18 protein-coding genes and 5 pseudogenes are annotated in these 23,144 nt (G+C 68.9%); 10 read left to right on the forward strand and 13 right to left on the reverse strand.

The window, feature by feature from the left end; genetic code table 11:
* Nucleotides 1-266: 266 nt before the first annotated feature.
* The 5 genes and pseudogenes from ACZ5NH_RS39385 to ACZ5NH_RS39405 all read right to left on the reverse strand — a co-directional run bounded on the left by ACZ5NH_RS39385 (nucleotide 267) and on the right by ACZ5NH_RS39405 (nucleotide 5,593).
* Nucleotides 267-512, reverse strand: a complete 246-nt coding sequence (locus ACZ5NH_RS39385) for an AfsR/SARP family transcriptional regulator (RefSeq protein ID WP_468782417.1) — start codon at nucleotides 510-512, stop codon at nucleotides 267-269.
* 333 nt (nucleotides 513-845) lie between these two features.
* Entirely contained in the window at nucleotides 846-1,517 is a 672-nt protein-coding gene (locus ACZ5NH_RS39390; protein ID WP_468782419.1) for a TetR/AcrR family transcriptional regulator, read from the reverse strand.
* A gap of 285 nt (nucleotides 1,518-1,802) precedes the next feature.
* Nucleotides 1,803-1,977 (reverse strand): annotated as a pseudogene (locus ACZ5NH_RS39395) (FAD-dependent oxidoreductase); the annotation flags it as partial.
* A gap of 105 nt (nucleotides 1,978-2,082) precedes the next feature.
* Entirely contained in the window at nucleotides 2,083-4,047 is a 1,965-nt protein-coding gene (locus tag ACZ5NH_RS39400) for a SpoIIE family protein phosphatase (protein ID WP_468782421.1), read from the reverse strand.
* A 628-nt stretch (nucleotides 4,048-4,675) separates the two neighbouring features.
* Nucleotides 4,676-5,593 (reverse strand): NADP-dependent oxidoreductase, encoded by a 918-nt coding sequence (locus ACZ5NH_RS39405; protein WP_468782423.1) that lies wholly within the window; start codon nucleotides 5,591-5,593, stop codon nucleotides 4,676-4,678.
* A gap of 269 nt (nucleotides 5,594-5,862) precedes the next feature.
* On the opposite strand from ACZ5NH_RS39405, the gene ACZ5NH_RS39410 reads away from it, so the two are divergent.
* Complete coding sequence (locus ACZ5NH_RS39410) at nucleotides 5,863-6,006, forward strand: hypothetical protein (RefSeq protein WP_468782425.1); 144 nt, start codon at nucleotides 5,863-5,865, stop codon at nucleotides 6,004-6,006.
* 143 nt (nucleotides 6,007-6,149) lie between these two features.
* Here ACZ5NH_RS39410 and ACZ5NH_RS39415 read toward each other — a convergent pair whose 3' ends face one another.
* Both ACZ5NH_RS39415 and ACZ5NH_RS39420 read right to left on the reverse strand, forming a co-directional pair.
* Nucleotides 6,150-7,067, reverse strand: coding sequence for an NADP-dependent oxidoreductase (locus tag ACZ5NH_RS39415; RefSeq protein WP_468782427.1), 918 nt, complete (start codon nucleotides 7,065-7,067; stop codon nucleotides 6,150-6,152).
* 206 nt (nucleotides 7,068-7,273) lie between these two features.
* Nucleotides 7,274-9,760 (reverse strand): SpoIIE family protein phosphatase, encoded by a 2,487-nt coding sequence (locus ACZ5NH_RS39420; RefSeq protein ID WP_468782429.1) that lies wholly within the window; start codon nucleotides 9,758-9,760, stop codon nucleotides 7,274-7,276.
* 1,003 nt (nucleotides 9,761-10,763) lie between these two features.
* On the opposite strand from ACZ5NH_RS39420, the pseudogene ACZ5NH_RS39425 reads away from it, so the two are divergent.
* The 4 genes and pseudogenes from ACZ5NH_RS39425 to glgX form a co-directional block, all read left to right on the forward strand.
* Nucleotides 10,764-10,952 (forward strand): annotated as a pseudogene (locus ACZ5NH_RS39425) (CPCC family cysteine-rich protein); the annotation flags it as partial.
* A 90-nt stretch (nucleotides 10,953-11,042) separates the two neighbouring features.
* Nucleotides 11,043-11,480: pseudogene (locus tag ACZ5NH_RS39430) on the forward strand (PP2C family protein-serine/threonine phosphatase); the annotation flags it as partial.
* Nucleotides 11,477-11,816 (forward strand): annotated as a pseudogene (locus ACZ5NH_RS39435) (STAS domain-containing protein). The pseudogenes ACZ5NH_RS39430 and ACZ5NH_RS39435, both read left to right, overlap by 4 nt.
* 292 nt (nucleotides 11,817-12,108) lie before the next feature.
* A complete protein-coding gene (gene glgX, locus ACZ5NH_RS39440) occupies nucleotides 12,109-14,202 on the forward strand; it encodes a glycogen debranching protein GlgX (protein ID WP_468782431.1) in 2,094 nt (697 codons plus the stop codon).
* 15 nt (nucleotides 14,203-14,217) lie between these two features.
* Here glgX and ACZ5NH_RS39445 read toward each other — a convergent pair.
* From ACZ5NH_RS39445 to ACZ5NH_RS39465, 5 genes and pseudogenes are all read right to left on the reverse strand, one after another.
* Nucleotides 14,218-14,531: pseudogene (locus ACZ5NH_RS39445) on the reverse strand (amino acid transporter); the annotation flags it as partial.
* A gap of 67 nt (nucleotides 14,532-14,598) precedes the next feature.
* Nucleotides 14,599-14,727 (reverse strand): hypothetical protein, encoded by a 129-nt coding sequence (locus ACZ5NH_RS39450; protein ID WP_468782433.1) that lies wholly within the window; start codon nucleotides 14,725-14,727, stop codon nucleotides 14,599-14,601.
* An 88-nt stretch (nucleotides 14,728-14,815) separates the two neighbouring features.
* Nucleotides 14,816-15,667: an RNA polymerase sigma factor SigF gene (locus ACZ5NH_RS39455; RefSeq protein ID WP_468782435.1), complete on the reverse strand. Its 852-nt coding sequence runs from the start codon at nucleotides 15,665-15,667 to the stop codon at nucleotides 14,816-14,818.
* A 98-nt stretch (nucleotides 15,668-15,765) separates the two neighbouring features.
* Entirely contained in the window at nucleotides 15,766-17,523 is a 1,758-nt protein-coding gene (locus ACZ5NH_RS39460) for a thiamine pyrophosphate-dependent enzyme (protein WP_468782437.1), read from the reverse strand.
* A gap of 14 nt (nucleotides 17,524-17,537) precedes the next feature.
* Nucleotides 17,538-19,121 carry an FMN-binding glutamate synthase family protein gene (locus ACZ5NH_RS39465; protein WP_468782439.1) on the reverse strand — a complete coding sequence of 528 codons (1,584 nt, stop codon included), beginning with the start codon at nucleotides 19,119-19,121 and terminating at the stop codon, nucleotides 17,538-17,540.
* A 157-nt stretch (nucleotides 19,122-19,278) separates the two neighbouring features.
* Here ACZ5NH_RS39465 and ACZ5NH_RS39470 point away from each other — a divergent pair, with 157 nt between their 5' ends.
* Nucleotides 19,279-19,842, forward strand: coding sequence for a Dps family protein (locus ACZ5NH_RS39470; protein ID WP_388635066.1), 564 nt, complete (start codon nucleotides 19,279-19,281; stop codon nucleotides 19,840-19,842).
* A 520-nt stretch (nucleotides 19,843-20,362) separates the two neighbouring features.
* Here the strand turns inward: ACZ5NH_RS39470 and ACZ5NH_RS39475 are convergent.
* On the reverse strand, nucleotides 20,363-20,611 hold the full coding sequence (locus ACZ5NH_RS39475; protein WP_468782441.1) for an XRE family transcriptional regulator: 249 nt from the start codon (nucleotides 20,609-20,611) through the stop codon (nucleotides 20,363-20,365).
* Between the two features lie 357 nt (nucleotides 20,612-20,968).
* Between ACZ5NH_RS39475 and ACZ5NH_RS39480 the strand changes: the two genes are divergently transcribed.
* The 4 genes from ACZ5NH_RS39480 to ACZ5NH_RS39495 all read left to right on the forward strand — a co-directional run bounded on the left by ACZ5NH_RS39480 (nucleotide 20,969) and on the right by ACZ5NH_RS39495 (nucleotide 23,013).
* Entirely contained in the window at nucleotides 20,969-21,115 is a 147-nt protein-coding gene (locus ACZ5NH_RS39480) for a hypothetical protein (protein ID WP_388635062.1), read from the forward strand.
* On the forward strand, nucleotides 21,112-21,717 hold the full coding sequence (locus ACZ5NH_RS39485; protein WP_468782443.1) for a PRC-barrel domain-containing protein: 606 nt from the start codon (nucleotides 21,112-21,114) through the stop codon (nucleotides 21,715-21,717). Before ACZ5NH_RS39480 ends, ACZ5NH_RS39485 begins: the two co-directional genes overlap by 4 nt.
* Nucleotides 21,714-22,166 (forward strand): PRC-barrel domain-containing protein, encoded by a 453-nt coding sequence (locus ACZ5NH_RS39490; RefSeq protein ID WP_468782445.1) that lies wholly within the window; start codon nucleotides 21,714-21,716, stop codon nucleotides 22,164-22,166. Before ACZ5NH_RS39485 ends, ACZ5NH_RS39490 begins: the two co-directional genes overlap by 4 nt.
* A gap of 382 nt (nucleotides 22,167-22,548) precedes the next feature.
* Complete coding sequence (locus tag ACZ5NH_RS39495; RefSeq protein ID WP_468782447.1) at nucleotides 22,549-23,013, forward strand: hypothetical protein; 465 nt, start codon at nucleotides 22,549-22,551, stop codon at nucleotides 23,011-23,013.
* Nucleotides 23,014-23,144: the final 131 nt, after the last annotated feature.

A 23,144-nucleotide genomic window follows, 5' to 3' on the forward strand; every position in this document is an offset into this window, starting at 1 on the left:
TCCGAGTGCCCTGACCGCCCGGCCAAAGCCCAAGGTGGCGTCCCGCACGGCCGCCACGAACGGCGGCGCCCGCACGCCGGCAATAGTGACGGAAGCCGACGGGATACAGAGACAGTTACGCGGGCGGCGCGACGCAGGCGGCCAAATCCGCGCTGGTCATGCCCCGAGCGTATGCGCGTGTCCGCCCACACGTGTGGACCATTTTCTGAGCAAAAGACCGGGCCACTTCGCGTCGAACGGCCAGGCGAGCACCTGGGCGCCGCCTGTCAGACGTGTCGAGCCTTTGCTCGCCTGAGCCTGCAGACGTACGTGCGCACGGAGCCTACGGCCGACGGTGGGGCATCGTCGCCCCACGCGTCCTCCACCAGTTTCGAGGGACTTACAGGCTTGCCTGCCTTGAGCAACAGCGAAGCGAGCACGGCGCACTGACTCGGCTGACCGGCTTCGGCCTCGCCCCCCTGTCTGTGCAGCCGGACTGGGCCGAGCACTGAGAACTGGACGCCCACGTGCATAGTGCTTACCGCCCTGGAGATCCCCGTGAGGCTTGGCTGCCTGGCTGTCCGTAAGGGACCATCTCCCCCGAACCTACCGCGGATCGGGCCAATTTTCAGGACCAAATAGTCCCCTCTTGGGGAGGAAACCTGCCTTTCATCAGGGGGCCGCCGCTCTTGGTCGGCGGCTGGGGCCACATGCGGGCAAACAACGTGCGGACGACCGCGCCCTCCCGCCGCCAACCCTCCCGCCTGCGCCCGCCGGGAGGGCGGTAAAGTCCAGTCCGGTACGGAGACGGCGACACAACCGCCCGTGGCGCCACACCGGGACTTCTCGGCCTCGCCCCCGACGGCTTAGCGCCCTCCCGCGCTCCCCTCCGGCGGATTGACGTCCTCGGCGGCCACGACATAGGCCTTGACATGGCCGATCGCCATGTCAAGGGCGATCCTCATGGGTTTGACGTCCTGGGCCGTCTGCGCAAGGAGGTAGCCGCCTTGGAGGGCGGCCATGAGGCCGGTGGCGAGCTCTCCGGCGTCCGCGTCGGCGCGGAGGACTCCAGAGTCCTTCATCCGCTCGAGCCCGGCATCGAGCAGTCCCTCCCAGGAGTCGAAGTGCCGGGCGATCGCCTTGCGCGCCTCTTCGTCCTGATCGGCCAGCTCGCTTGCAAGCGAGCCGAGCGGACAGCCGTACGCTCCGTTTCGGAGCGCGTTGTGTTCGATCAGTGCGTCCCGCCAGCGCTCCAGCCCACGGATGGAGTTGAGCCTCTGCAGTAGCTGGTGCTGACGTTCGAGCAGTTCTGCAGCCTGCAACGCGACAACGTCCCGCACAAGTGCATCCTTGTCGGGGTAGTGGCGGTAGAGCTGGGATTTGCTCGTTCCGCTGGCCGCCCTGACCTCGTCGAGCGTCGTGGAAGACACGCCCTTGACGTACATCATGTCGGCGGCGGCCCTCAAAATGCGCTCTCGAGTCGCCCGCCCTCGCTCAGTCAGCCGGGAATCGCTTTTATCGCGCGCCTGTTCCGCCACATTGACCAGGTTACCGATGCGAACGGTAGCAGGATTCAGAAGGGACCTCAAGGTCCTTTTCCGTTACTCGTCCTCCGGCGTCCGACCCATTCGATCCGGAGTCATCCTCCCGGGCCTCCCTGGCAGTGGTCGGCCCGGGCCGACCAGTGCCAGGGAGAAGCCATGCCTCCGGCGGTTCCCGCCCCTCCTGGCCGGCCAGGGGCACAGGACCGGCCGTAGCGAGGAGCTGCGGCGGGAATGCTCTCCTCGCGTCCGAGCCGGTCCCGGACAGGCCCTTCACGCGGCGTCGGCGAAGCCGACGTGCGTGAGCTGGGGCGTGGGGACCAGGTCTCTGACAGCGGAGAGGGTCCGGGACGTTCGTCCGCATGTACTCGTCGACCGGGACGTAGCCCTGGTCCATGGCGACACCCTGCTGCTGGTAGTCGAGGGCCGGGGAGACCGGGTCACGGTCGAGGGCGACTTCGCCGCCGCGTGCCGGCAGCAGTTGGGGTCTCCCCTGGGCTGACGCTGCGCCGGTGAATGAGGGGCGGAGGGCGGCTTCCCTGCCCGGGAGACACATCGAGTCTCATGTGCGTCGCATGACCAGCACGGCCACGTCGTCGAGGTGGCCCACCGCGGTCACCGCGTCGAGTATTCGGTCTGCGGTCGCCTCGACGCCGAGCCGGTCCTGGAGGGCTCGACCGGCCAGCGCTCCCGCTCGCTCCAGTCCGGCGTCCAGGGTCAGGTGCGGCCCTTCGACCACACCATCGGTGACCATGACCAGCGCGGTGCCCTCTTCCAAAGTGAAGGTCTCCTCGGGGTAGGCGGCGCCAGGCACGATTCCCAGGAGCGGCCCGGCGGGAAGTGTGCGAATGGTGTGGCTGCCGTCGTCGCGCGCGTGGAGCAGTGGCACATGGCCTGCGCTGGTGCCGATGACCTGTCCGTCATGCGGATCGAGGTGCAGCATGGTGCAGCTTGCGAACCGTGGCGCGTCCATCGCGACGAGCAACTCGTTGGTACGCGTCAGCACCGTTCCCGGGTCAGGCTCGTGGGCGGCGATCGCGCGCATGGACGAGCGCACCTGGCCCATGAAAGCCGCGGCATCCACGTCGTGCCCTTGAGCGTCGCCGATTTCCAGGGCGACCGCACCATCGGGGAGCAAGAACGCGTCATACCAGTCTCCGCCGATATCCAACCCATCCCGACTAGGCTGATAGCGGGCGGCGATCTCCAGGCCTGGGAGGTGCTCCGGCAGCGTCGGGAGCATGCTCTCTTGGAGCGCCATGGACAGCTCGACGTGGGCTTGTTGCAACCTGATGGCCCGCAGTGCCTGGCCTGCCAATTCGGCCAGAGTCGTTATGAAGGCGAGCTTTTCTGGGGAAGGAGGGTGCTCACCGTCGTACGACACCACCCAGGCCCCGAGCGGCCGGTCGCCCACCGGGCTGAGAGGGGTGATCGACAAGGCGGTGCCGGGCGCGGGGCTCGGCAGGGGCAGACTGTCATCGCGCAGCCACCGGCGAGCAAGCTCCTCGTGGTTACGGAAGAACTGTGCCTGACCGGTACGGATCACGTAGGGCAACGGCCGATCCTCCTCCAGCGACAGGCCGAGCAGAGCATCAACCTCCCACGTGGGGATCCCGGCATCCGAGGAGACCCGCAAGCGACCGTCGTCGACGAGTGCGAAGAGGGCGCCGGAACCTCCGACGGCCGCGGCGAGCCGGGCCAGGACCACCTGCTGCAGTTCCTGCTCGGTGGCAGCGCTGAACAGGGCTGAGGAGAACGCGGTGATCCCGTCGGCGCGCTCCCGCTCCGCGCTCACCTCGGCCAGCGTCTCTTGGCGGTGTGTCTCCGACTGGGTGTCGTCGCGGATCACCGCAAAAACCCGTTCGGGGCCGCCGTATCCCAACTGGATCCGGCGGACCTGGCCTGCGAGAACACGCCAGCCATCGTGCTCGGTGAGGAACCGCGACCTGATCCATGGGGACTGGGCGGCGGACGAGCGCACAAGCCGCTGCACGTCCTTCCGATCATCAGGGTGCACTTGCCTGATCATCTTGGACCGGGGCACCGACGCTTGCGGGAAGAGCGCGGCCAGGGCGGGTGCACCGCCCAGCCACTCCACCTGGTGCTCATCGGGGGAACACATGCAGAGACCGAGGTCGGCAGCCTTCGCCGCAAGCTGGAATGGGATCAGCAGACCGCCGAGGTCGTGTCCCGCGTCCAACGAATGCACCCACACAAGCCGCTCGCCGCTCGAGGGATCCGTCACCGGTCGCGCCTCGACGAGGCAGACCACAGATGCGGTGCTCGTGCCGGGAAATTCCAGCACACGCATCGCAAGCCCCTTCGTCGTGGCCCCGTGCCTCAGCAAGCCCTCAGCCGAGATGCGCTGGTCCTCGGGGAGTAGATCAACGAAACCATGACCCACGCACTGTTCCCACGGCCTGCCCAGTTGAGCTGCCAGCGCAGCATTGAGGAAGCGGATGACACCGTCCAGGGTCAAAAGAGCCGACGGTGTAGCCATCCGAAGAAGTTCGTCCGAGGCGTCCATTTGCCGCTCACTACCCATCGTCGAGCGATATGACCTCGTCTTCCTTCAACAACACTATCCGCCGCAGAGCAGGTCGCGCCCACCAGCTGTGGCATGGGACAGGGCGCAAAGCAAGACACCAGCCGGCAGCACGCTACCTGTAGGGGGATTACCGCTGTGGCGGAATCATTGCGTGCAGCAATCGCGGAGCGATGCGATCATCAACCTCGACGTACTCCAGGCCGGTCCCTCAACCGGCTCGCCCGGACAGCGTGGGATGTAACGCGCATGCGTATCACGATGCAGACGGCACTTGAATCCAGCGTTCCAGCCGGGTGCATATTCCAGGCCGTCTTTCGGATTTCTCGACACGTCTTGTGCGGCGCGGTAGTGCGTCGGCCGCACCACCGGTCCTGTAATCCTCAGTCTGCAACATCGTCAGGCACTGGCCGATCGGGGCGTAAAGATCGGCCACGAGCTCCGATATCGGCCGCTGTCACCGGAAGAAGGTCGTTCTCGGTCCTCCGCGCTGGCGGCCCTGAGCGCTATTGTCCGCTGGATTCAGGAGTGCACGCCGACAGGCGATAGGACACAGCCGGCCGATCTGGTCAGCGCCGGAGGGCGGCGTGCATCGATGCGCGCGCGTCGCTCACGGACGAACACTGATGATCGTCTTCCCAATGATCCGCTCGGTCGGGTTGAAGGCCGCAACCGCGTCATCGAGGGTCGAGACTTTGCCGATGTTCGTCCGCAGCCGTCCGTCCCGCACCCGCTGGACGACCTCACCCAGTTGGGCACGATCCGGCACGACAACGAAATCGATCGCCAGGCCGTCCGCGGGACGCACCTCAGGCGGCCCGGCGATGGACACCAGCGTTCCTCCGGCACGGATCACGCCTGCGGACCGATTTCCGATCTCTCCGCCGATGACATCGAACACCAGATCGACTTTGTCGACGTCTTCCAGGGCGTCATTCTCGAGATCGACGAACTCCCTCGCGCCGAAGTCAAGCGCCGTCTCCCGATCGGCGGTACGTCCGGTGCCGATGACGTAGGCGCCGGCCTCTCGTGCGAGCTGCGTCACCATCGACCCGACTGCGCCGGCAGCGCCGTGCACAAGGACACTCTGCCCCGCCTGAAGGCGGCCGTGCTCGAACAGTCCCTGCCATGCGGTCAGGCCCGGCATCGGCAGGCTCGCGCCCACCGTGAAGTCAACGTCGGCCGGCAGCGGCGCGAGGTTACGCACCTCAATCGCCACATACTCCGCCAGGGTGCCGCCCCGATGCCCGTCCGCGAGGCCGAACACCCGCTGCCCCACCGACAGCCCCGTCGTGCCATAGCCGAGAGCGGTGACCAATCCGGCCAGCTCCTGCCCGGGAATCGACGGCGTCCGGTCGCGGCCGAAGCGATCGGTCCAGGTCGAGGGCCACGTCAGCTCACCCGGAGTGAATCCCGACGCATGAACCTGAACGACGACATCGTTCAGCGCTGCCTGCGGCTCGGGGCGCTCCGCCAGCGTCATCCCGGCGGTTCCCGCGGCCTGATCCGTCACCACAATCGCCTTCATCCGGCGCCTCTCTGTATCCAGTCCCCGCCTGTACGGACTTCTCGGTTCGACAGTAGTAGCGGCGCCAGACCTCGGCGTCTTACCACGCTGATCGATAGGGAGTGGGGTGCGAGGGCCTCGAGGAACAAGCGCAACAGCGAAACTCTCGGGCCTGCTGCCCCCTTCCCGGTTCGAGGAGTTGGCGGAGGACGCGATACGGCACGAACGAGGAGCTGCCCGGCGACATCGTCGTAGTGGAGGGAGGACGCCTGCTCGGGCTGGACGAACCGATGTATCAACGCAGTTGGTACGCCGACCGGTTCTTCCCGCTGCTCCCGGGTACGGCCGAGCTGACCTGCGTCCTGTCCGCCGACGAGGCGCGGACCTGGTTCGCCCGTACCCCTTTCGGCAACGGGACCTGCCGGGCTTCCTGAGTCGGCGGACCCGGCCGTCACCGCGCGGCCGCCCGAAGTCGGAGCTCGGACCCGGTCCCCTCTGTCGGGCAAGGAGTGCACCGGGGTGCTGTCAGACCCGCTGAACATCTTCTCGATGATCACGGAGTTACGACGCTCTGTGATCACTGGGGATCATCGGCGACCCGGATGATCGTCCTGCCGGTGACGCGCCGCTCAGGGGCGAAGGCGGCGGCTGCCTCGGCCAACGGGCGGACCGCGCCGACCCGTACGTCGAGCCGCCCGTCCCGGACCCGCTGCGCAAGGTCCGCGAGACGCGCGCGGTCGGGTTCCACGACGAAGAACAGCGCCCGCCCGTCCTTGGGCCGGCCGGTGGGCGGCTGGGCGATCGTGCCGCCGGCGCGTACGAGCGCAGCCGAGCGGTCGAGGATGTCACCCCCGATCACGTCGAACACCACGTCGACCTCGCCGGCGTCCTCCAGCCGGCCAGCCTCGAGATCCAGGAACGTATGCGTGCCCAGAGCGAGGACGGCGTCCCGGTCGGCGGACCGACCGGTGCCGATCACCCGGGCTCCCGCCCCCAGCGCGAGCTGCACCGCGATCGAACCGACGCCACCCGCGGCGCCGTGGATCAGGACGGTCTGGCCGGTCATGATCCGTGCGTGGTCGAACAGGCCCTGCCAGGCGGTCAGTCCAGAGATCGGCAGCGCGGCCGCCACCGCGTGGTCGACATCCGCGGGAAGCGGGGCGAGGTTGCGGGCCTCCACGGCGACGTACTCGGCCAGCGAGCCGTTGCGGGCCCAGTCGGTCAGTCCGAAGACCCGCTGGCCGACAGTGAGTCCGGTGGTTCCGTATCCAAGCTCCGCCACGACACCCGAGACCTCGTGCCCGGGGACGCTCGGCGTGCGGTCGCGGCCGGCGCGATCAGACCACGTTCCGGGCCAGTCGAGCTCTCCACGGGTGAATCCCGCGGCATGCACCCGCACGATGACGTCGTTCTCGGCGGCATGGGGGTACGGCAGGTCGGTCAGAGTCAGCCCGCTGACGCCGGCGTCGCGGTCTGATGCGGTGATCGCTTGCATGACTGTTCCTCTGTCTGGCTTTCCGAAGAGTGCATCTATCAATCACGTCAGTGGATCTCTACCGTCGTGTCGTTGCTTCTCGCAGGTACTCCGACATGCGACGGCGGCCAGCACCGGGCCGATACGGCCGGCATGGCCGATGGTCCGTCGGCACGCGGGGTACAGGCACTGGCCTCCAAGCGCTTGAGCTGGGCGGGTAAGTGGTTTCACGCACCGGCTGGCAGTTGCTGATCAGCCCAGATGATTTTGCCGTCGGGGATGTGGCGGGTTCCCCATCGGCGGGACAGTTGAGTGACGAGGAAGAGGCCGCGGCCGTGTTCGTCGGTGGAGCGGGGGTGTCGCACAAGCGGGTGGCTGTGGCTGGCGTCGGAGACTTCGCAGGTCAGCATCTCGTGCCGAATGAGGCGTAGGCCGATCGTGCGGTCGCTGTTGCAGTCGCCGTTGCCGTGGGTGATGGCGTTGGTGAACAGTTCGCTGATGATCAGCTCTGTGGACTCGGCCAGGTGTTCCAGTCCCCACTGGGTCAGCTGCCGGGCAGCGAGCGTTCGGGCACGGCTGACGACGGCGGGGTCGCTGGGGAACTGCCAAGAGGCAACCTGGTCTGCGCTCAGCGAGCGGGTCCGTGCGAGAAGCAGAGTGACATCGTCGCTCGGCGGGTTGGCCCGCAGTGTGTCCACCGTCGAGGAGCACAGATCGTCCAATGTGAGGTCGGGCCGTGCGAGGGCCGCGCTCAAACGGTTCATGCCGGCGTTGAGGTCCTGGTCGCGGGCCTCGATCAGACCGTCGGTGTAGAGGGCGAGCACGCTTCCTTCGGCGAGTTCCAAAGTTACGGTCTCGAAGGGGACCAGTCCGAGGCCGAGCGGTGCTCCGGCGGGCAGGTCGGGGAAGGTGACGTGGCCGTACGGGTCGATGACCGCGGGCGGGGGGTGGCCGGCCCGTGCCATGGTGCAGGTACGGGTGACCGGGTCGTAGACGGCATACAGGCACGTGGCGGCCATCGTGGTGGTGGCCGGGTGCCGGGGGTCTTCCGCCTCGGTGAGGCGGATGACCTGCTCGTCGAGGCGGGACAGTACTTCGTCGGGAGGCATGTCCATGTCCGCGAGGGTGTTCATGGCGGTGCGGAGTTGGCCCATCTTCGCCGCCGCGTTGATGCCGTGTCCCACCACGTCGCCGACGACCAGGGCGACGCGGGCGCCGGAGAGGGGGATCACGTCGAACCAGTCACCCCCGATGCCGTGGTGGCTGTCGGCCGGCAGGTAGCGCCAGGCCACATCCGCGGCGGAGCCGCCCGTGGGGCGGTGGGGGTGCAGCAGGCGCTGCAGGGCGAGAACCGCGGAGCGTTCGCGCACGTATTGGCGGGCGTTGTCCAGGGCCAGCGCTGCCCAGCTGACGAGTTCCTCGGCCAAGAGCAGGTCGTCCTCCTCGAACGGCCTGGGGTCCTCCGTCCGCACGAAGACCGCCACGCCCAGTACCGCGCCCCGGGCGTGGATCGGGACGACCATCAACGAGTGCATGGCGTGCTCGCGGATCTTCTCCGCCCACGCCGCGCCGAGGTGGTCCAGCCATGTGCCCGGAGACTTGTCCAGGACCGGCTCGAAGTGGGAGTTTCCGGAGCGCAGGACACCGGTGAAGGGCGAAATGGGCGGGACGAAGACCGGCTCTCCGCGAGCGAACAGGGACTCCGGCGTTCCCGGGTGGATCGAGGCCAGGCCCGCGCGGCGGAAGACGGGGATGCGGCCGTCCTGTGGGCCGAGATGGGCCAAGGGCTTCTCGCCGTGTTGGACGGACTCCGCCAGGTCGACGGTGGCGTAGTCCGCGAGGAACGGCACGGCGAGGTCGGCCAGTTCCTGCGCGGTCTGCATCACGTCCAAAGTGGTACCGATGCGCCTGCTGGCCTCGCCGAGGATTGCCAGACGCTCTCGCGCACGCCGGCTGTCGGTGACGTCCACGCTCACACTGCACACGCCCAGCGCGCGACCCTGCGCGTCGTCGAGGCGGAAGAAGGACGCCGTCAATAGGCGGTTGCTTCGCACATTCGCCGGCAGCAAGGCCTGGTAGTCCACGTCCATCGCCGGTTCCCCGCTCTCCAGTACCTGGTGCATCACTGCCTCCAGCGTTTCGGACCCCGTCCCGGGCGCCGCCTCCGTCAGCGTGCGGCCCAGCCGCTCGGGGAGTGGGATGCCGTCCTTGGAGCCCTGGGTGTCGTTGACCCGGATGCAGCGCAGGTGCGTGTCCCGTACGACGACACCGATCGGCAGGCGGCTCGGCAGCGGCAGCGTAGCGAGGAGCGGCTCCGCCACCATGGCCTCGGCCGGCCACGCGGGAAGCAAGGCCTTGTCGGTCGCGCAGACCACCCACCGCTCCCGGCCGTCCTGCCCGGACAGCGATGACACGCGCAGGCGCACGTCGATGCTGCGGCCGTCCCGGTGGCGCACCTGCACCAGGTCGGACCAGCAGCTCCGGGAGGTGCTCTCTTGTGCGGCTTGTGCAGCCTTTGCTCGGTCGTCAGCGGCCACCAACAGGACACCGGCGGACCGCCCCACCACCTCGGCGGCCGAGTAGCCCACGAGCCGCTGAGCGGCCTGCGACCATCCGATCACCGTCCCCCGCGCATCGAGCAGGGCTATCGCTGGGCAGACTGTCTCCAGGGCCGTCTGAGCCTCGGAGACTGCTGTCTCTGCGGAACTGCCCATTGCTCTTCCCTTCTGTGTCCCCCCGGCGATGCGGTCCCCCAACTGCTCGGCTGTCTGGTGGATGGATAGGTCCAGGGCAGAAGTGATCGAGCTACCAGGCACGGCAGGCCACAGCCCATTCACACTGCCCCCGACGGTGGCTGCGCCGGTCGTCTCGACCGTCAGACCTGCTCCAGCGGGACCCCTCTCGGAGCCTGGGCGCAGCCAACGGGCCGTCGGCTGGCACCGACGGCAGCAACACGGCCGTCCGGTGACTCCCCGCTTGCTCTCACCCGCACCTCACGCGTCAGTCGGATCCGCAGATCGGTGGTCTGCCCAGCGAATGCGGCAGGACCGAACTGGCGGGCGGGGTTGATCGAGCCCGGCAGCAGAGCCCCAGAAAGAGCGATCACCAGGGCCACGGACAGTCCGATGACTTACGGCACCAGGCGCACACCGCGGGCATGAGCCATGTAAAACCCGGCCGCCAGCATGATGACCGTCATTCCGCCAGCCTCTGCGAGAAAGACGGACGCGGGCTGCAGCAGGGCGCGGGCACGATCGCCGCGTAGCCGATCGACGGAAACCGCACGCCGCCCAAGACCCGCCAGGCCATTTGATCCCCCACGTAGGGAACGATGCTGCGCCCGGGGATGAAGCCCGTGAGCCATAGGGAGACCATCACGGTGCCGTGTCCAGGCGGATCACGCCTGAGGCCTCCGGAGCGAGTTTCGCCCAGTCCAGACGGCGCGTGCGCTTTGGGAGGCACTGCGGGCTTCCGTGTGCTTCGTTCGTACTCATGCGTGCAACGCTACGCACCCAGTGGCACCGGAGTACGGTCCATTTCTATGACAGATTCCCAGGCCAATTCTGCGGACAAAGCAAGATCGCCATCTACGGAGCTGGACACTAGAGCTTGCCTCCGGTTGTGATCACGTTGGAGGCCGGCACGCTCCTCGTGTGATGATGCCACGCGAGTTGCGAGAAGCATGTCCCCCCAGGAGGAGGGCCCTACGCTTGCCCGTGTTGCCACCTCTTGACTCTTGACGCCTGGTGCGCGTGGGAGATCTGCCCGGAGTGCGGTTGGGAAGACGACGGGCAGGATGACCTGAATGCCGATGAGGCCTTGGGCGGGCCGAACGGGTCAGAGAGCCTGACTGCCGCCCGCCTTCGGTACGCGGAATACGCAGCTCATACTCGCTCTGGGGACCGGCAATCAAGCAGGCCCTGCGCGGGACAGGTGAAGCGGATGAGTGAGACCTGTCCGATTCGAAAGGGGGTATGGCACCTGCTTCCTGCTATTCCCCGGTGGTGCCCCGAGGCGAACTCCGGTCTGCCTGCAGCTGATCAGTACTCGGGAGGCCACCCGCCGGTGCTCGTACTGCGCGCCGACGGCAGGGCCGACTACCTGCCCACCCCCGGTGGCCTCCTCGTCGGCATCCTGCCCGAGGCCCGCTTCACGGCCGCCGGCACCGTCCTGGCCCTCGGCGACACGCTGCTGCTCTGCACCGACGGCCTCACCGAAGCCCGCACCGGCAAGGACCGCACCGACCGCTACGGGGACGACGGTCTGCTCGCCTTCGCCGCCCACCACGCCTGCCAACCACCACACGCCGTCATCCAGGCCCTGACCGGCCTGCTGGACAGCTTCGGCGACGGCCTCGACGACGGCACCGCCCTGCTCGCCCTCGGCGCCCCCGGCAACCTCCCCGCGCACCCACCGACGAGAACCCCCGAATGAGCCCCCTGACGATCACCACCCGAGACGCCACGACCGGTCCCGTCCTGGAGATCACCGGCGAACTCGACTACCTCACCGCCCCCGAACTGCGCGCAGCGTTCGCCGCTCTCGCTCTCCGGCCCGGCCAACGCCTCGTCCTGGACCTGGCCGGCATGGAATTCTGCGACTCCAGCGGCATCACCGCTCTGATCGCCGCGCGCCACCATGCCCACGCCGCCCAGGCCGACATCGCGCTCGCCGCGGTCCCGCCCCCCCACCCTGCGCGTGCTGCTCATCGTCGGCCTCGACCAGATCTTCACCCTCCACCCCGACAGCGACACCGCCACCCGGCCCTGACCAACGGCGTACCGGCGTATCGGCCGGCTTACCGGGGCTGATCATCGGTGCATACCGGTGGATGCCGTCAGGCGCCGCCCCGTTCGTCAATCAGGGCCGCGAGATGCCGCGATCTGCGACCGGATCTCGCTGTGTCGAACCGTCCCGGGCCGCATGACCGCACCGGCATACGCACTCACGACCCGGGCACAAGGGTACGGACGGTGCGGGCTGCCCACCGTCCGTATCGGGGAGGCGCGGGGTCGTGCGTATCTGGCAGGAAAGTACAGAGGTCGGCCCGCGGCCGGGACAGATGTCGCCCTTGGGCGCCACCTTCGACGGCGCCGGGACCAATTTCGCCGTGTTCTCCGAAGTGGCGGAGCGTGTGGACCTGTGTCTCTTCGACGAGGACGGCGTCGAGGAACGCGTCACGTTGCACGAGGTGGACGGCTTCGTCCACCACATCCATCTCCCCGACGTCGGGCCCGGCCGGCGTTACGGGTTCCGGGTGCACGGGCCGTACCGGCCCGAGCGCGGTGAGCGGTGCAACCCCAACAAGTTGCTCCTCGATCCGTACGCCAAGGCGATCGAGGGCGAGGTCGAGTGGAACGAGGCGCTGTTCCCCTACCGCTTCGGCAACCCCCGTCGGCGCAACGACGTGGACTCCGCCGCGTATGCGCCGAAGTCGGTCGTGGTCAACCCCTACTTCGACTGGGGAAGCGACCATCCGCCGCGGACGCCGTATCACGAGACGGTCGTCTACGAGGCCCATGTGAAGGGCATGACGAAGACCCACCCGGCGATACCGGCGGCGATCCGCGGCACCTACGCCGCACTGGCGCACCCGGCCATGGTCGACTACTTCGTCAAGCTGGGCGTCACCGCGGTGGAGTTGATGCCGGTACACCAGTTCGTGCAGGATCACGCGCTGGTGCAGAAGGGCCTGTCGAACTACTGGGGATACAACACCATCGGCTTCTTCGCCCCGCACAACGCCTACTGCTCCTCCGGGCAGCGCGGCGAGCAGGTGCAGGAGTTCCGCTCGATGGTCAAAGCCCTGCACGAGGCGGGGATCGAGGTGATCCTCGACGTGGTCTACAACCACACCGCCGAGGGGAACCACCTCGGACCCATGCTGTCGTTGCGGGGCCTGGACAACGCGGCGTACTACCGTCTGTCCGTGGAGGACCCGCGGTTCTACTGGGACACCACGGGCACGGGCAACAGCCTGCGGATGAACCATCCGCACACCCTGCAGCTGATCATGGACTCGCTGCGCTACTGGGTGACCGAGATGCACGTCGACGGCTTCCGCTTCGACCTGGCAGCCACCCTGGCCCGGCAGTTCCACGAGGTGGACCGGCTGTCGTCGTTCTTCGACCTCGTCCAGCAGGACCCGGTCATCTCCCAGGTGAAACTCATCGCCGAGCCCTGGGACGTCGGCGACGGCGGATACCAGGTGGGCAACTTCCCGCCGTTGTGGACGGAGTGGAACGGCAAGTACCGCGACACGGTACGCGATTTCTGGCGGGGCGAGGGCGGCACACTCGGCGAGTTCGCGTCCCGGCTCACCGGCTCCTCCGATCTGTACCAGAACGACGGACGCCGACCCTACGCGTCGGTCAATTTCGTCACCGCGCACGACGGGTTCACCCTGCGCGACCTGGTCTCATACAACGGCAAGCACAACGAGGCCAACGGCGAGGACAACCGCGACGGCGAGGACCACAACCGCTCCTGGAACTGCGGCGCGGAGGGCCCCACCGGCGACCGCGGCATCCTTGCGCTGCGCGCCCGCCAGCAGCGCAACCTCCTCGCCACCCTGCTGCTCTCCCAGGGCGTACCCATGCTGCTGCACGGCGACGAACTCGGCCGCAGCCAGCGCGGCAACAACAACGCCTACTGCCAGGACAACGAACTGACCTGGATCGACTGGGCACAGGTCACCGAAGGAAGCGAACTCCTCGACTTCACCCGTCGGCTGATCACGCTGCGCCGCAGCCATCCCGTCTTCCACCGGCGACGGTTCTTCAAGGGACGTCCCGCTCACGGCGGCCGCACCGAGACCAAGGACATCGCCTGGTTCACCCCCGCTGGACGGGAGATGACCGACACCGACTGGGACGCCGCCTTCGCCAGGTCCCTGATGGTCCACCTCAACGGCAAGGCCATCACGGAACCGGACCTGAGGGGCCTGCCCGTGGTGGACGACTCGTTCCTTCTCCTCTTCAACGCCCACAGCCGGCCGCTCGCCTTCACCGTCCCCGAAGAACTCGGCCCGTGGTGGGCGGTGGAGGTGGACACGGCCATCCCCTACACCGAGTACCGGCCGCTGATCAAGAGCGGCAGCGAGGTGGAGGCGGAGGCGCACTCCCTGCTCGTGCTCCGCGCTCACCAGGAAGGCTGACCTCGGCTCACGGGGCCGCGGCCGCCGCTCCGGGGCCGGCTCGGCGCGGCGCAGGACCTCGCGGGTGACCGGGGCCGCTTCTCCGTCGCCGAAGACCAGAAACGGAGCAGGAGACCGACCGGACCGTCCTCCGACCAGCTGAAGCATGCATGCGGCACCTCGCCCGTGCGGTCACGCAGTTCCAGCAGGATCGCCACGATGGTGTCGGGCGTCGTGGGGCCCTGCACCCGCAGCAGTGCCACTTCGTTCTCCTCGGTGCCGTGCACGGTGGCCTCTGCCGTCAAGTCCGACGCGTCCCGCACCGACACTTCCAGCGAGATGAGCGGTCCGCTCGTGGGCGGTCCGGGCGGACACCCTCCGAGTATGGTCCACGGCTGGCCTCTCCGCCCCCGACTCTCACGCGCGGGCGAACAGTTGCAGTGGTCCGTGCGCGCCGGCCCAGTGGCTGATCCTTGCCGGATGGCGGACGACGTGCCAAGTGGCGACGGCCAGCACGACGATGTTGGCGGCCAGGTACGCGCCCACCAGGGCCACCGCGATACCGATGGCCCCGCCGCGGTGTCCGGCGCTGCGCCCGGCCGCGAGGAAGGCCGACTGTCGGGCGCCCGGGCCGTCATCCAGTGGTGAGCATGCCTTCGCGCAGGCGGGTCAGGAGACGGGAGAGCAGCCGGGAGACGTGCATCTGGGAGATGCCGAGGCGTTCGCCGATCTGCGCCTGGGTGAGTTCCTCGACAAAGCGCCAGTGGATGAGCTTGCGTTCACGCTCATCGAGTTGGTCGATCAGCGGGGCGAGGGTGCGGAAGTCCTCTATCAGACCCAGGGCGGCGTCCTCGTCGCCGATGAAGTCGGCCAGCGCGGCTTCACCTTCCTCGCTGCCGTTGATCGCCGCGTCCAGGGAGGCCGACGTGTGGCCGTTGGAGGCGAGCTGGGCCTCCACGACCTCCTCCTCGGGCAGGCACATCAGCTCCGACAGCTCCTTGGTGGTCGGCGTCCGGCCGAGCCTGCTACTCAACTCCTCCTTCGCACGGGCGAGTTGGACGCGCGCCTCCTGCAGCCGGCGCGGTACGTGCACGGCCCAGGAGGTGTCGCGGAAGAACCGCTTGATCTCACCGACGATGTACGGCACGGCGAAGGAGGTGAACTCGACCTCGCGGGACAGCTCGAACCGGTCGATCGCCTTGATCAGGCCGATCATGCCGACCTGGACGATGTCCTCCATCTCCTGCGGGCCGCGGCTGCGGAACCGGCCGGCCGCGTAGCGGACGAGGGACATGTTCATCTCGATGAGCGTGTTGCGCGCGTACTGGTGCTCCGGCGTGCCCTCCTCCAGCACCGCGAGCTGGTCGAAGAACACCTTGGACAGCTCCCGCGCATCCCTCGGCGCGACCTTGGAAGGGTCGGCGATCTCCGGTACGTCCGGTACGTCCACCGTCTCCTCGGCAGTCGGTACGGCCGTCGTCGCCATCGTGCGCCCCTCCCAGTCGATCGGTTCTGCCCTTGCCGGTCGTTCTCCGGCAAGCAGGCGGATACCCGGCTGCCCGACCGGCATTCCTCCGTCCTGTCTCAGTCCTGCTCCCCGTGGCTGCGTACGACCTCCTTGACCTTGGCCAGCGCGAATCCCCAGCCCTGCTCGACGGTCGGCTTGGCCGGTACGGCGATCTCGTCGGGGTTGGTGAGAACGTCGAGCAGCACCGGGCCCGGAGCGCCGAGAGCGCGGCGCACGGCGCCCTCCACCTCGGCCGGGTCCGTCACGCGGATCCCGGTGATGCCCATGGCCTCGGCCACGGCGGCGAAGTCGGGGTTGTCGAGCACGGTCCCGAACTCGGGCAGCCCTGCCTGCTCCTGCTCGAGTTTCACCATGCCCAGCCGGCGGTTGTCGAAGACGACGAGTTTGACGGGAAGGCGGTAGGTCTTCAGGGTCATGAGGTCACCGAGGAGCATGCTCAGCCCTCCGTCGCCGCAGAAGGCCACCACCTGGCGTTCGCGGTCCAGGCACTGGGCGCCCAGTGCCTGGGGCATGGCGTTGGCCATCGAGCCGAGGTTGTAGGAGCCGATCAGGCGCCGGTCGCCACGCATCTCGACGAAGCGCGAGAGCCAGACGGTGGCCATGCCCGTGTCGGAGGTGAAGACGGCGTCGCCGGCCGCGATCCGGTCGACTGCCGCGGCCAGCGCCTCCGGGCGGATGGCGTGGTGGCGGTTGTCCAGGGCGGAGCGGACGCGGCCGGCGAGGCCCTTGTCGTGGGCGGGGTCGGCGAGCCGGGCCTGGCCCGAGCGCCACTGCTCGAACCGTTCGCGCGCCTTGTGGAGGTGGGAGCGGTCGCGGCCGCCTTCGGACCCGGCGGGTGCGGCGGTGAGGTGGTCCAGGAGGTCGCGCACGGTGGTGCCGGTGTCGCCGACCAGCCCGACGTCGACCGGGACACGGCGTCCGATGTGGGTGGCCTCGGTATCCACCTGGATCACGGTCCGGCCCTCGGGATACCAGTCCCGGTAGGGGAAGTCGGTGCCGAGCAGGAGGAGGGTGTCCGCGTCCTGGAGGGCCGCCGCGGCGGCCGGGTTGCCGATCAGGCCCGTCTGGCCGACCTGGAAGGGATTGGCCTCGCCCTCGAATCCTGCCTTGGCCTTCAGGGTGAGCACCATGGGCGCGGCCAGGCGGTCGGCGAGGGCGAGGACGTCGTCGCGGGCGGCGCGGGCGCCCTCCCCGACCAGCAGGGTGGTCGATTCGGAACGGTCGAGGAGTTTTGCGGCGCGGCGTACGGCCGGCTCCTCCGGCCGGCTCACCGGAGCGTTCAGGGAGAACCGGGCCGGCCGGTCGGCGGTCAGTTCCCGGTCGCCCAGGTCGCCCGGCACGGTGAGGACGGCGACGCCCTTGCGGCCCTGTGCATGGCGCACCGCCGTCTCCAGCACTTGCGGCAGCTGGCAGGGGGAAGTGACCGTCGCGCGGAAGACGGCCACATCGCTGAAGAGGGCGTCGTTGTCGACCTCCTGGAAGTAGTCGCTGCCGAGTTCGGCGAGCGGTACCTGGCCGGCGATGGCCAGGACCGGGGCGTGGCTCTTGGCCGCGTCGTACAGTCCGTTGAGGAGGTGGACGGAACCGGGTCCGACGGTGCCCATACACACGCCGAGGGTTCCGGTGAGCTGCGACTGGGCGCTGGCGGCGAAGGCCGCCGCCTCCTCGTGGCGGCACCCCACCCATTCCAGGCCCTCGGTGGTGCGGATGGCGTCGGTCAGGGGGTTGAGCGCGTCTCCCACGACGCCGAACACCTGGCGCACGCCGAGTTCGCTCAGCGCGTCCACGATAACTTGGGCAACGGTACGGGCCACGTGATTCCTCCAGGTCACACGGTGAAACGGTCGGGGTCGGCGGCCTTCCAGTCGGCCGCCCAGGAGTCCGGCGGCTCTGCGAGCAGCTGCCCGGGCTCGAGCCACTCGTACAGCTCCTCGTAGCAGCGTTCGGTGAACGGGTCGATGCGCCGGCGCAGCATGTGCGGGCGCAGGTCTGCGGGATCGGTGACGCCCATGGACGCCATGAGCTGCAACGCGCTGGCCACCGTCGCCTGTTGGAAGCGCTGGACGCGCGCCGTCTTGTCGGGGACGTCGAGGGCACGGGCCCGGCGGGGGTCCTGGGTAGTGACACCGGTGGGGCACGTGTTCGTGTGGCACCGCTGGGCCTGGATGCAGCCGACGGCGAACATCATGGCCCGTGCGGCGTTGCCGTAGTCGGCGCCCTGCACCATGCGCTTGACGAGGTCGGTGCCAGTGGCGATCTTGCCGCTGGCCCCGATCCGGATCTGGTCGCGCAGGCCGGTTCCCACGAGGGCGTTGTGCACGGTGAGCAGGCCCTCGGTGAGCGGGGTTCCCACATGGTCGGCGAACTCCAGCGGCGCCGCGCCGGTTCCGCCCTCGGCGCCGTCCACGACGATGAAGTCGGGCGCCGTGCCCTCCTCCAGCATGGCCTTGCACACGGCCAGGAACTGCCGTCGCGAGCCCACGCACAGCTTGAACCCGGCGGGCTTGCCACCGGACAGCTCGCGCATGCGGGCGATGAAGCGGACCAGTTCACGCGGAGTGGAGAACACCCGGTGGTACGGCGGCGAGACGACCGTCCGCCCCTCGGGCACGTCCCGGACGCGGGCGATCTCGGCGTTCACCTTGGCGCCGGGCAGGACACCGCCGATGCCCGGTTTGGCGCCCTGCGACAGCTTCAGGGACACGCACTTGACGTGGTCGTGCGCGGCCTTGTCGGCGAACTCGGCCGCGTCGAAGCCCCCGTCCCGGGTGCGGCAGCCGAAGTACCCGGTACCGATCTCCCACACGAGGTCGCCCCCAGGCCGCAGGTGGTACTCGGACAGCCCGCCCTCACCGGTGTCCTGGGCGAACCCCCCGGCCGCGGCACCCCCGTTGAGCGCGAGGACGGCGTTGGCCGACAGGGAGCCGAAGCTCATCGCCGACACGTTCAGCAGGGCCATGTCGTACGGACGGGCGCAGTCCGGGCCGCCGATCCGCACGCGCGGCGCGGACTCGGGCACCGGGCACGCCGCCATCGACGGGACCAGATACTCGTAACCAGGCTGGTACACGTCCCGCTCGGTGCCGTACGGCTCCTCCGCGTCGGTGCCCTTGGCGCGCTCGTATACGATGCTGCGCACGTCCCGGTCGAAGGGGCGCCCGTCGAAGTTCCGCTCGATGAAGTACTGCTGCAGCTCCGGGCGGATGCTCTCCATGAGGAAGCGGAGATGTCCGAGGACGGGATAGTTACGCAGCACCGAGTGCCGGCGCTGCAGCAGATCCCAGGCGCCGAGCGCGCCCAGGAACGTAACTGGCAGGGCCGCGAACCACCAGGCGGGTGAGTCGGCGACCGCCGCGGCAAGGGCGCCGAGAGCGGCCAGCAGAGTCAGGACGATGATGACGATGCGTGTCACAACTTCGCGCATTGCCCGGTTACCGCCTGCCATGCACGCCGAGACGGCAGCGGCCTCGACCGCCTATGTCTGCGCCGGAGGAACCGGGGCAAGCGAGCTGGTGCGGACGCGCGATCTGCGCGGAAACCGAGTCTTCGTAGACATACCGAGGTGAGTCATGACACAGGATCTGACCCCGAAGTACACCGTCCCCGGCATCGAGCGCGAGGCGGCCGGCCGGCTGATCGGTCTGCTCCGGCTGCGCCTGCACGCCCTGAACGATCTGCATCTGACGCTCAAACACGTGCACTGGAACGTGGTCGGGCCGCACTTCATCGCCGTCCACGAGATGATCGACCCCCAGGTGGACCGGGTCCGGGACATCGCCGACGACGTGGCGGAGCGCATCGCCGCGCTCGGCGGTGTCGCGCAGGGAACGCCGGGAGCGCTCGTGGCCGAACGCACCTGGGACGACTACTCCATAGGCAGGGCCGACGCCATCGCCCATCTCGGCGCCCTCGACCTCGTCTACACGGGCGTGATCGAAGGGGTCCGCGCCGCGATCAAGGAGGCGGGCGGCATAGACACTGCCACCGAGGACCTTCTCATCGAACAGCTGCGCGACCTGGAGCAGTTCCAGTGGTTCGTGCGGGCCCACCTGGAGAGCGCGGGCGGCACGCTCGCCACCGGACAGGCCCGGACCGAGGAGGAGGCCGCCGCCAAGGGCGCCGAACTGGGCTGAACAGCCCCCACGGCAACGGCGGCCGGGCCCTCGGGCGAGGCCGGGCACGGCCGCCGACCGTCGCCCGCACGCAGAATCGCGTCTACGGCGCCCCTCCGGGCGACACACCGTACGACGGCCCGGCGGCGCGCGAAGTGGGACAGCCAACCCGTCTCCGAAGACCGCCGGCTACTAGGGCGCGGGCCCGATCCGCCGCATCTTCTCCCGGCCGCAGGCCGTGTGCAGACGATCCACTCGCACAGCCGGTCGCAGAAGAGGACGACTCGCCCGCGAGGCCGCTGCCCTCCCACGCGCAGAAGACGCAGCGCGCCCCGACGGGTTGTCTCCTTCACCACGTCCTGCTCGCACTCACGGCAGGAGCGCGGCAGTGCGCCAGCGTCCCGACCGACGTCCTCGGCTCCGCCGATGCGCCGGCTCCCCGCTTCCGACCCACGCCGGCCCATGCCGGTGGGGCAGCCGGCAGCAGGGGAACGACAGGCCCGGGACAAGGATCGCGTCGGCACCTTCGAGGCGGGACGCCTCAGCTCGTCGCCCCCACTCGGCTGGGGCCCGCGGCATACGCCGCCACCAGTACGTCGGCGGTGCGCATCGAAAGCATCGCGGCGAGGGCGGTCAGCTCTTCTTCCGTAGGCCGGACAGGGCCCATCGCGCCGTCCTCCGCGAATGCCTTGATGCGCGGCGTCCGAATGCCGGTGCCGACGGCGATCGCCTCGGCCGACATGTGCTGGCGTCTCATGGCCTCCTGAATGAGTTGTGCGAGTGCGTCCATGTTCTGCTCCTCGACCCCGGCTGGGCGCATCGCCACCGGTGCGGCTACCCGGAGTCTCCACAGGCAGGCATAGGCCACGCTGGGATCCACGGGGCACCCGACCTGACAACGCACCGGACAGCGGATCTTCGCCACGCTCACCCGCATGGAGAGACACCTCGTGCACCAGCCGGCACCCGCTTCTGCTCGCCCCCGCCCGCCGCCCCAGGAAGGTAATCAGGGGTGCCCTGATGTCTCCAACTCGCGCCTCACAGTGCGCCGTAGGCGTGCGACGCCCTTACCGCGGGCAACCGGATAGCCCAGGGACGTGCACACAGCGCGACGGCCCGAGTGACGACGGAAGCAAGGAGGTCGGCGATGGAATGGTGGGGCTGGGTGGTCCTGCTGATCGCGGTGGCAGGATTGCTCGCCGCGACAACGTTGGCAGTCCAGGCGAAACGCCGTAACGGCACGGTGATCGCGGTGCGTTCAGGTCACCGGAGCGGCAAGGAGGGGGGACGGTGAACTCCCTGATGCTCGCCTCCGAACTGACCAAGCGCGTGGTCGTGACCCTGGGCGGCGAGGAGGTCGCCCAGATCCGCGACACCGTCTTCGATGCTCAGGCCGGTCGGATCACAGGCTTCACCCTGAGCGGACGCGGGCCGTTGTCCGGCCCTCTTAAGGAGAGCCTCCCGTTCTCCGGAGTGCATGCCATCGGACCGTCCGCCGTGATGATTTTCAGTGAGGCGGTCCTGGAGAACCGCAACGTGGTCGTGGGGACCGGCGAAGCCGAACGCGGTCAGGTCATCGGCGCGCCCGTCCTCACCGACCAGGGGACCGAGGTGGGCACGGTCCTGGACGTGGTGATCGAGGCCGGCGTCGGCGGACGGGTCGTCGGATTCGAGATCGCCGCCCACGAAAACCTCGATTCCCGGAAGCGGAAGACGTTCATCCCGCGCGGGGAGACACTGGCCGTCTCCGGCCGGGCTCTCGTTGTCCCTCCGCATGCCAACCGCTTCATCGCCGACGACCTGCCCAGCTTCAGCGCCCAGGTCGAGGCCTTCCGTGCGCAGGCCGCGCCACCGTGTGCCGGCGCACCCACGTCCGGAGAAGGAGGCGCGGCATGATGATGTTCTCCCAGGCCCTGGGCATACCCGTGATCACCGCCGAAGAGGCCGAACAGCTCGGGCGCGTGGAGTCGCTGACCATCGATGCCCACAACGGACGGATCGCCTGCCTGCGTCTGTCCGGGGCCCCGAAACACGCCACGACCATCGCCTGGAACGCGATCGAAGCCGTCGGACGGGACGCCGTCATCGTGCGCTCCCGCACCGGCACCGATCCCGGGCGGAGCGATGTTCCCGCCCATCAGGAGGCCCTCGGGCACCGGGTCCTGACGGAACACGGCACCGCGCACGGCACCGTCAAGGACATCGCCTTCGACAACACGACCGGGCACATCCTCAGGCTCTACACGGCACTCGGCGACATCCCCGCAGACCACCTCCTTGGCCTCGGCTCCCACGCCGTGGTGGTCCGCGTCGAGCCCGACGGGAGTCCGGGGGCACGGGAGTGAGCTGCGCACGGTCGTAGCCAGACGCAGCTCAGACACGGCGGGCCGGTCGTCGGCGCGGACGTGTCGCTGTCCCGCTCCCGCGTCAGGCAGGCGGCAGGCTCCGAGGTTACGACGTCAGCGGCGGGCGGCACGGGAGGGGTCCGGCTTCCGTTCACGGCCCACCTGCCGCCCCCCGCCAGTCCATCGCGCAGGTCATGGAGGCCGCGCCGGTACTCGCGCGACGGCAGCCCCCGGCGCCACGCCGGGCCTCGTGCGGTTCGGTTCGCGTCATGCCACCCCGCACGTCCTGTGCCTGCTGGCACCGATGGGCAGTACGCAGTCCGGTGTCTCCTTGGCCAGTGCCTCTCGGACCTCGGTCAGGGAGCGCACGCAGGTCAGCCGCATGCCCGGAGTGCAGTCAGTCGCCTTTGATCTCGCTCGCGGCGCCGGCCGCCTGGAAGCGGCAGGCGACCTCAAGCGCACCCTCTCGGCGAGCAGCCCGCAGGTGCACTTCGACGAGGCGTGGTTCGCGTATGCCCTATTCCAGCCACTCTATGCGGGCCGCTACGGCATGGCGGTACATGAGTCGTCGCTCCCTGGTCCCGACCGGACCGGCCGTGTTCGCGACTCGGTCGACGCACAAGCTGCTTTGTCGCAGCCGGCGATGGTGCATGTGCGGCCCGCGCGGCCCGCGCGGCGGGCGCCGGTGGAGTACGAGCGGTTCAACGAGGTGCTGATGATGCACGGCACCACCTCACCGCTGTATCCGGTGATCGTCTCCCTGGACGTGGCGACCGTACGCCTCAGCCTGATCATCAGTCATAATCCTGGTGCCTGGCGGACGATAGCCACTGGCCACCAGTGCTAAATGACCTTCCCGGCAACCTCTGCGCGATACCGTCGAATCCCGGTCGTCGGACAACTCGCCGGGTTCGCGTCATACGCCTGGTATAGATGGACAGCGGCTGTACTCATCCGGGTGCACGCCGTCGAGGGGCG

Source organism: Streptomyces sp. NPDC031426, from assembly GCF_055581585.1.

What these genes read in the sequence shown, in the direction of transcription:
- ACZ5NH_RS39495 (WP_468782447.1), top strand. Translation starts at nt 22,549, where the DNA reads ATGCCCGGAGTGCAGTCAGTCGCCTTTGATCTCGCTCGCGGCGCCGGC.
- ACZ5NH_RS39455 (WP_468782435.1), bottom strand. Translation starts at nt 15,667, where the DNA reads ATGGCGACGACGGCCGTACCGACTGCCGAGGAGACGGTGGACGTACCG.
- ACZ5NH_RS39480 (WP_388635062.1), top strand. Translation starts at nt 20,969, where the DNA reads ATGGAATGGTGGGGCTGGGTGGTCCTGCTGATCGCGGTGGCAGGATTG.
- ACZ5NH_RS39470 (WP_388635066.1), top strand. Translation starts at nt 19,279, where the DNA reads ATGACACAGGATCTGACCCCGAAGTACACCGTCCCCGGCATCGAGCGC.
- glgX (WP_468782431.1), top strand. Translation starts at nt 12,109, where the DNA reads ATGTCGCCCTTGGGCGCCACCTTCGACGGCGCCGGGACCAATTTCGCC.
- ACZ5NH_RS39420 (WP_468782429.1), bottom strand. Translation starts at nt 9,760, where the DNA reads ATGGGCAGTTCCGCAGAGACAGCAGTCTCCGAGGCTCAGACGGCCCTG.
- ACZ5NH_RS39405 (WP_468782423.1), bottom strand. Translation starts at nt 5,593, where the DNA reads ATGAAGGCGATTGTGGTGACGGATCAGGCCGCGGGAACCGCCGGGATG.
- ACZ5NH_RS39400 (WP_468782421.1), bottom strand. Translation starts at nt 4,047, where the DNA reads ATGGACGCCTCGGACGAACTTCTTCGGATGGCTACACCGTCGGCTCTT.
- ACZ5NH_RS39475 (WP_468782441.1), bottom strand. Translation starts at nt 20,611, where the DNA reads ATGGACGCACTCGCACAACTCATTCAGGAGGCCATGAGACGCCAGCAC.
- ACZ5NH_RS39490 (WP_468782445.1), top strand. Translation starts at nt 21,714, where the DNA reads ATGATGATGTTCTCCCAGGCCCTGGGCATACCCGTGATCACCGCCGAA.
- ACZ5NH_RS39385 (WP_468782417.1), bottom strand. Translation starts at nt 512, where the DNA reads ATGCACGTGGGCGTCCAGTTCTCAGTGCTCGGCCCAGTCCGGCTGCAC.
- ACZ5NH_RS39415 (WP_468782427.1), bottom strand. Translation starts at nt 7,067, where the DNA reads ATGCAAGCGATCACCGCATCAGACCGCGACGCCGGCGTCAGCGGGCTG.
- ACZ5NH_RS39410 (WP_468782425.1), top strand. Translation starts at nt 5,863, where the DNA reads ATGTATCAACGCAGTTGGTACGCCGACCGGTTCTTCCCGCTGCTCCCG.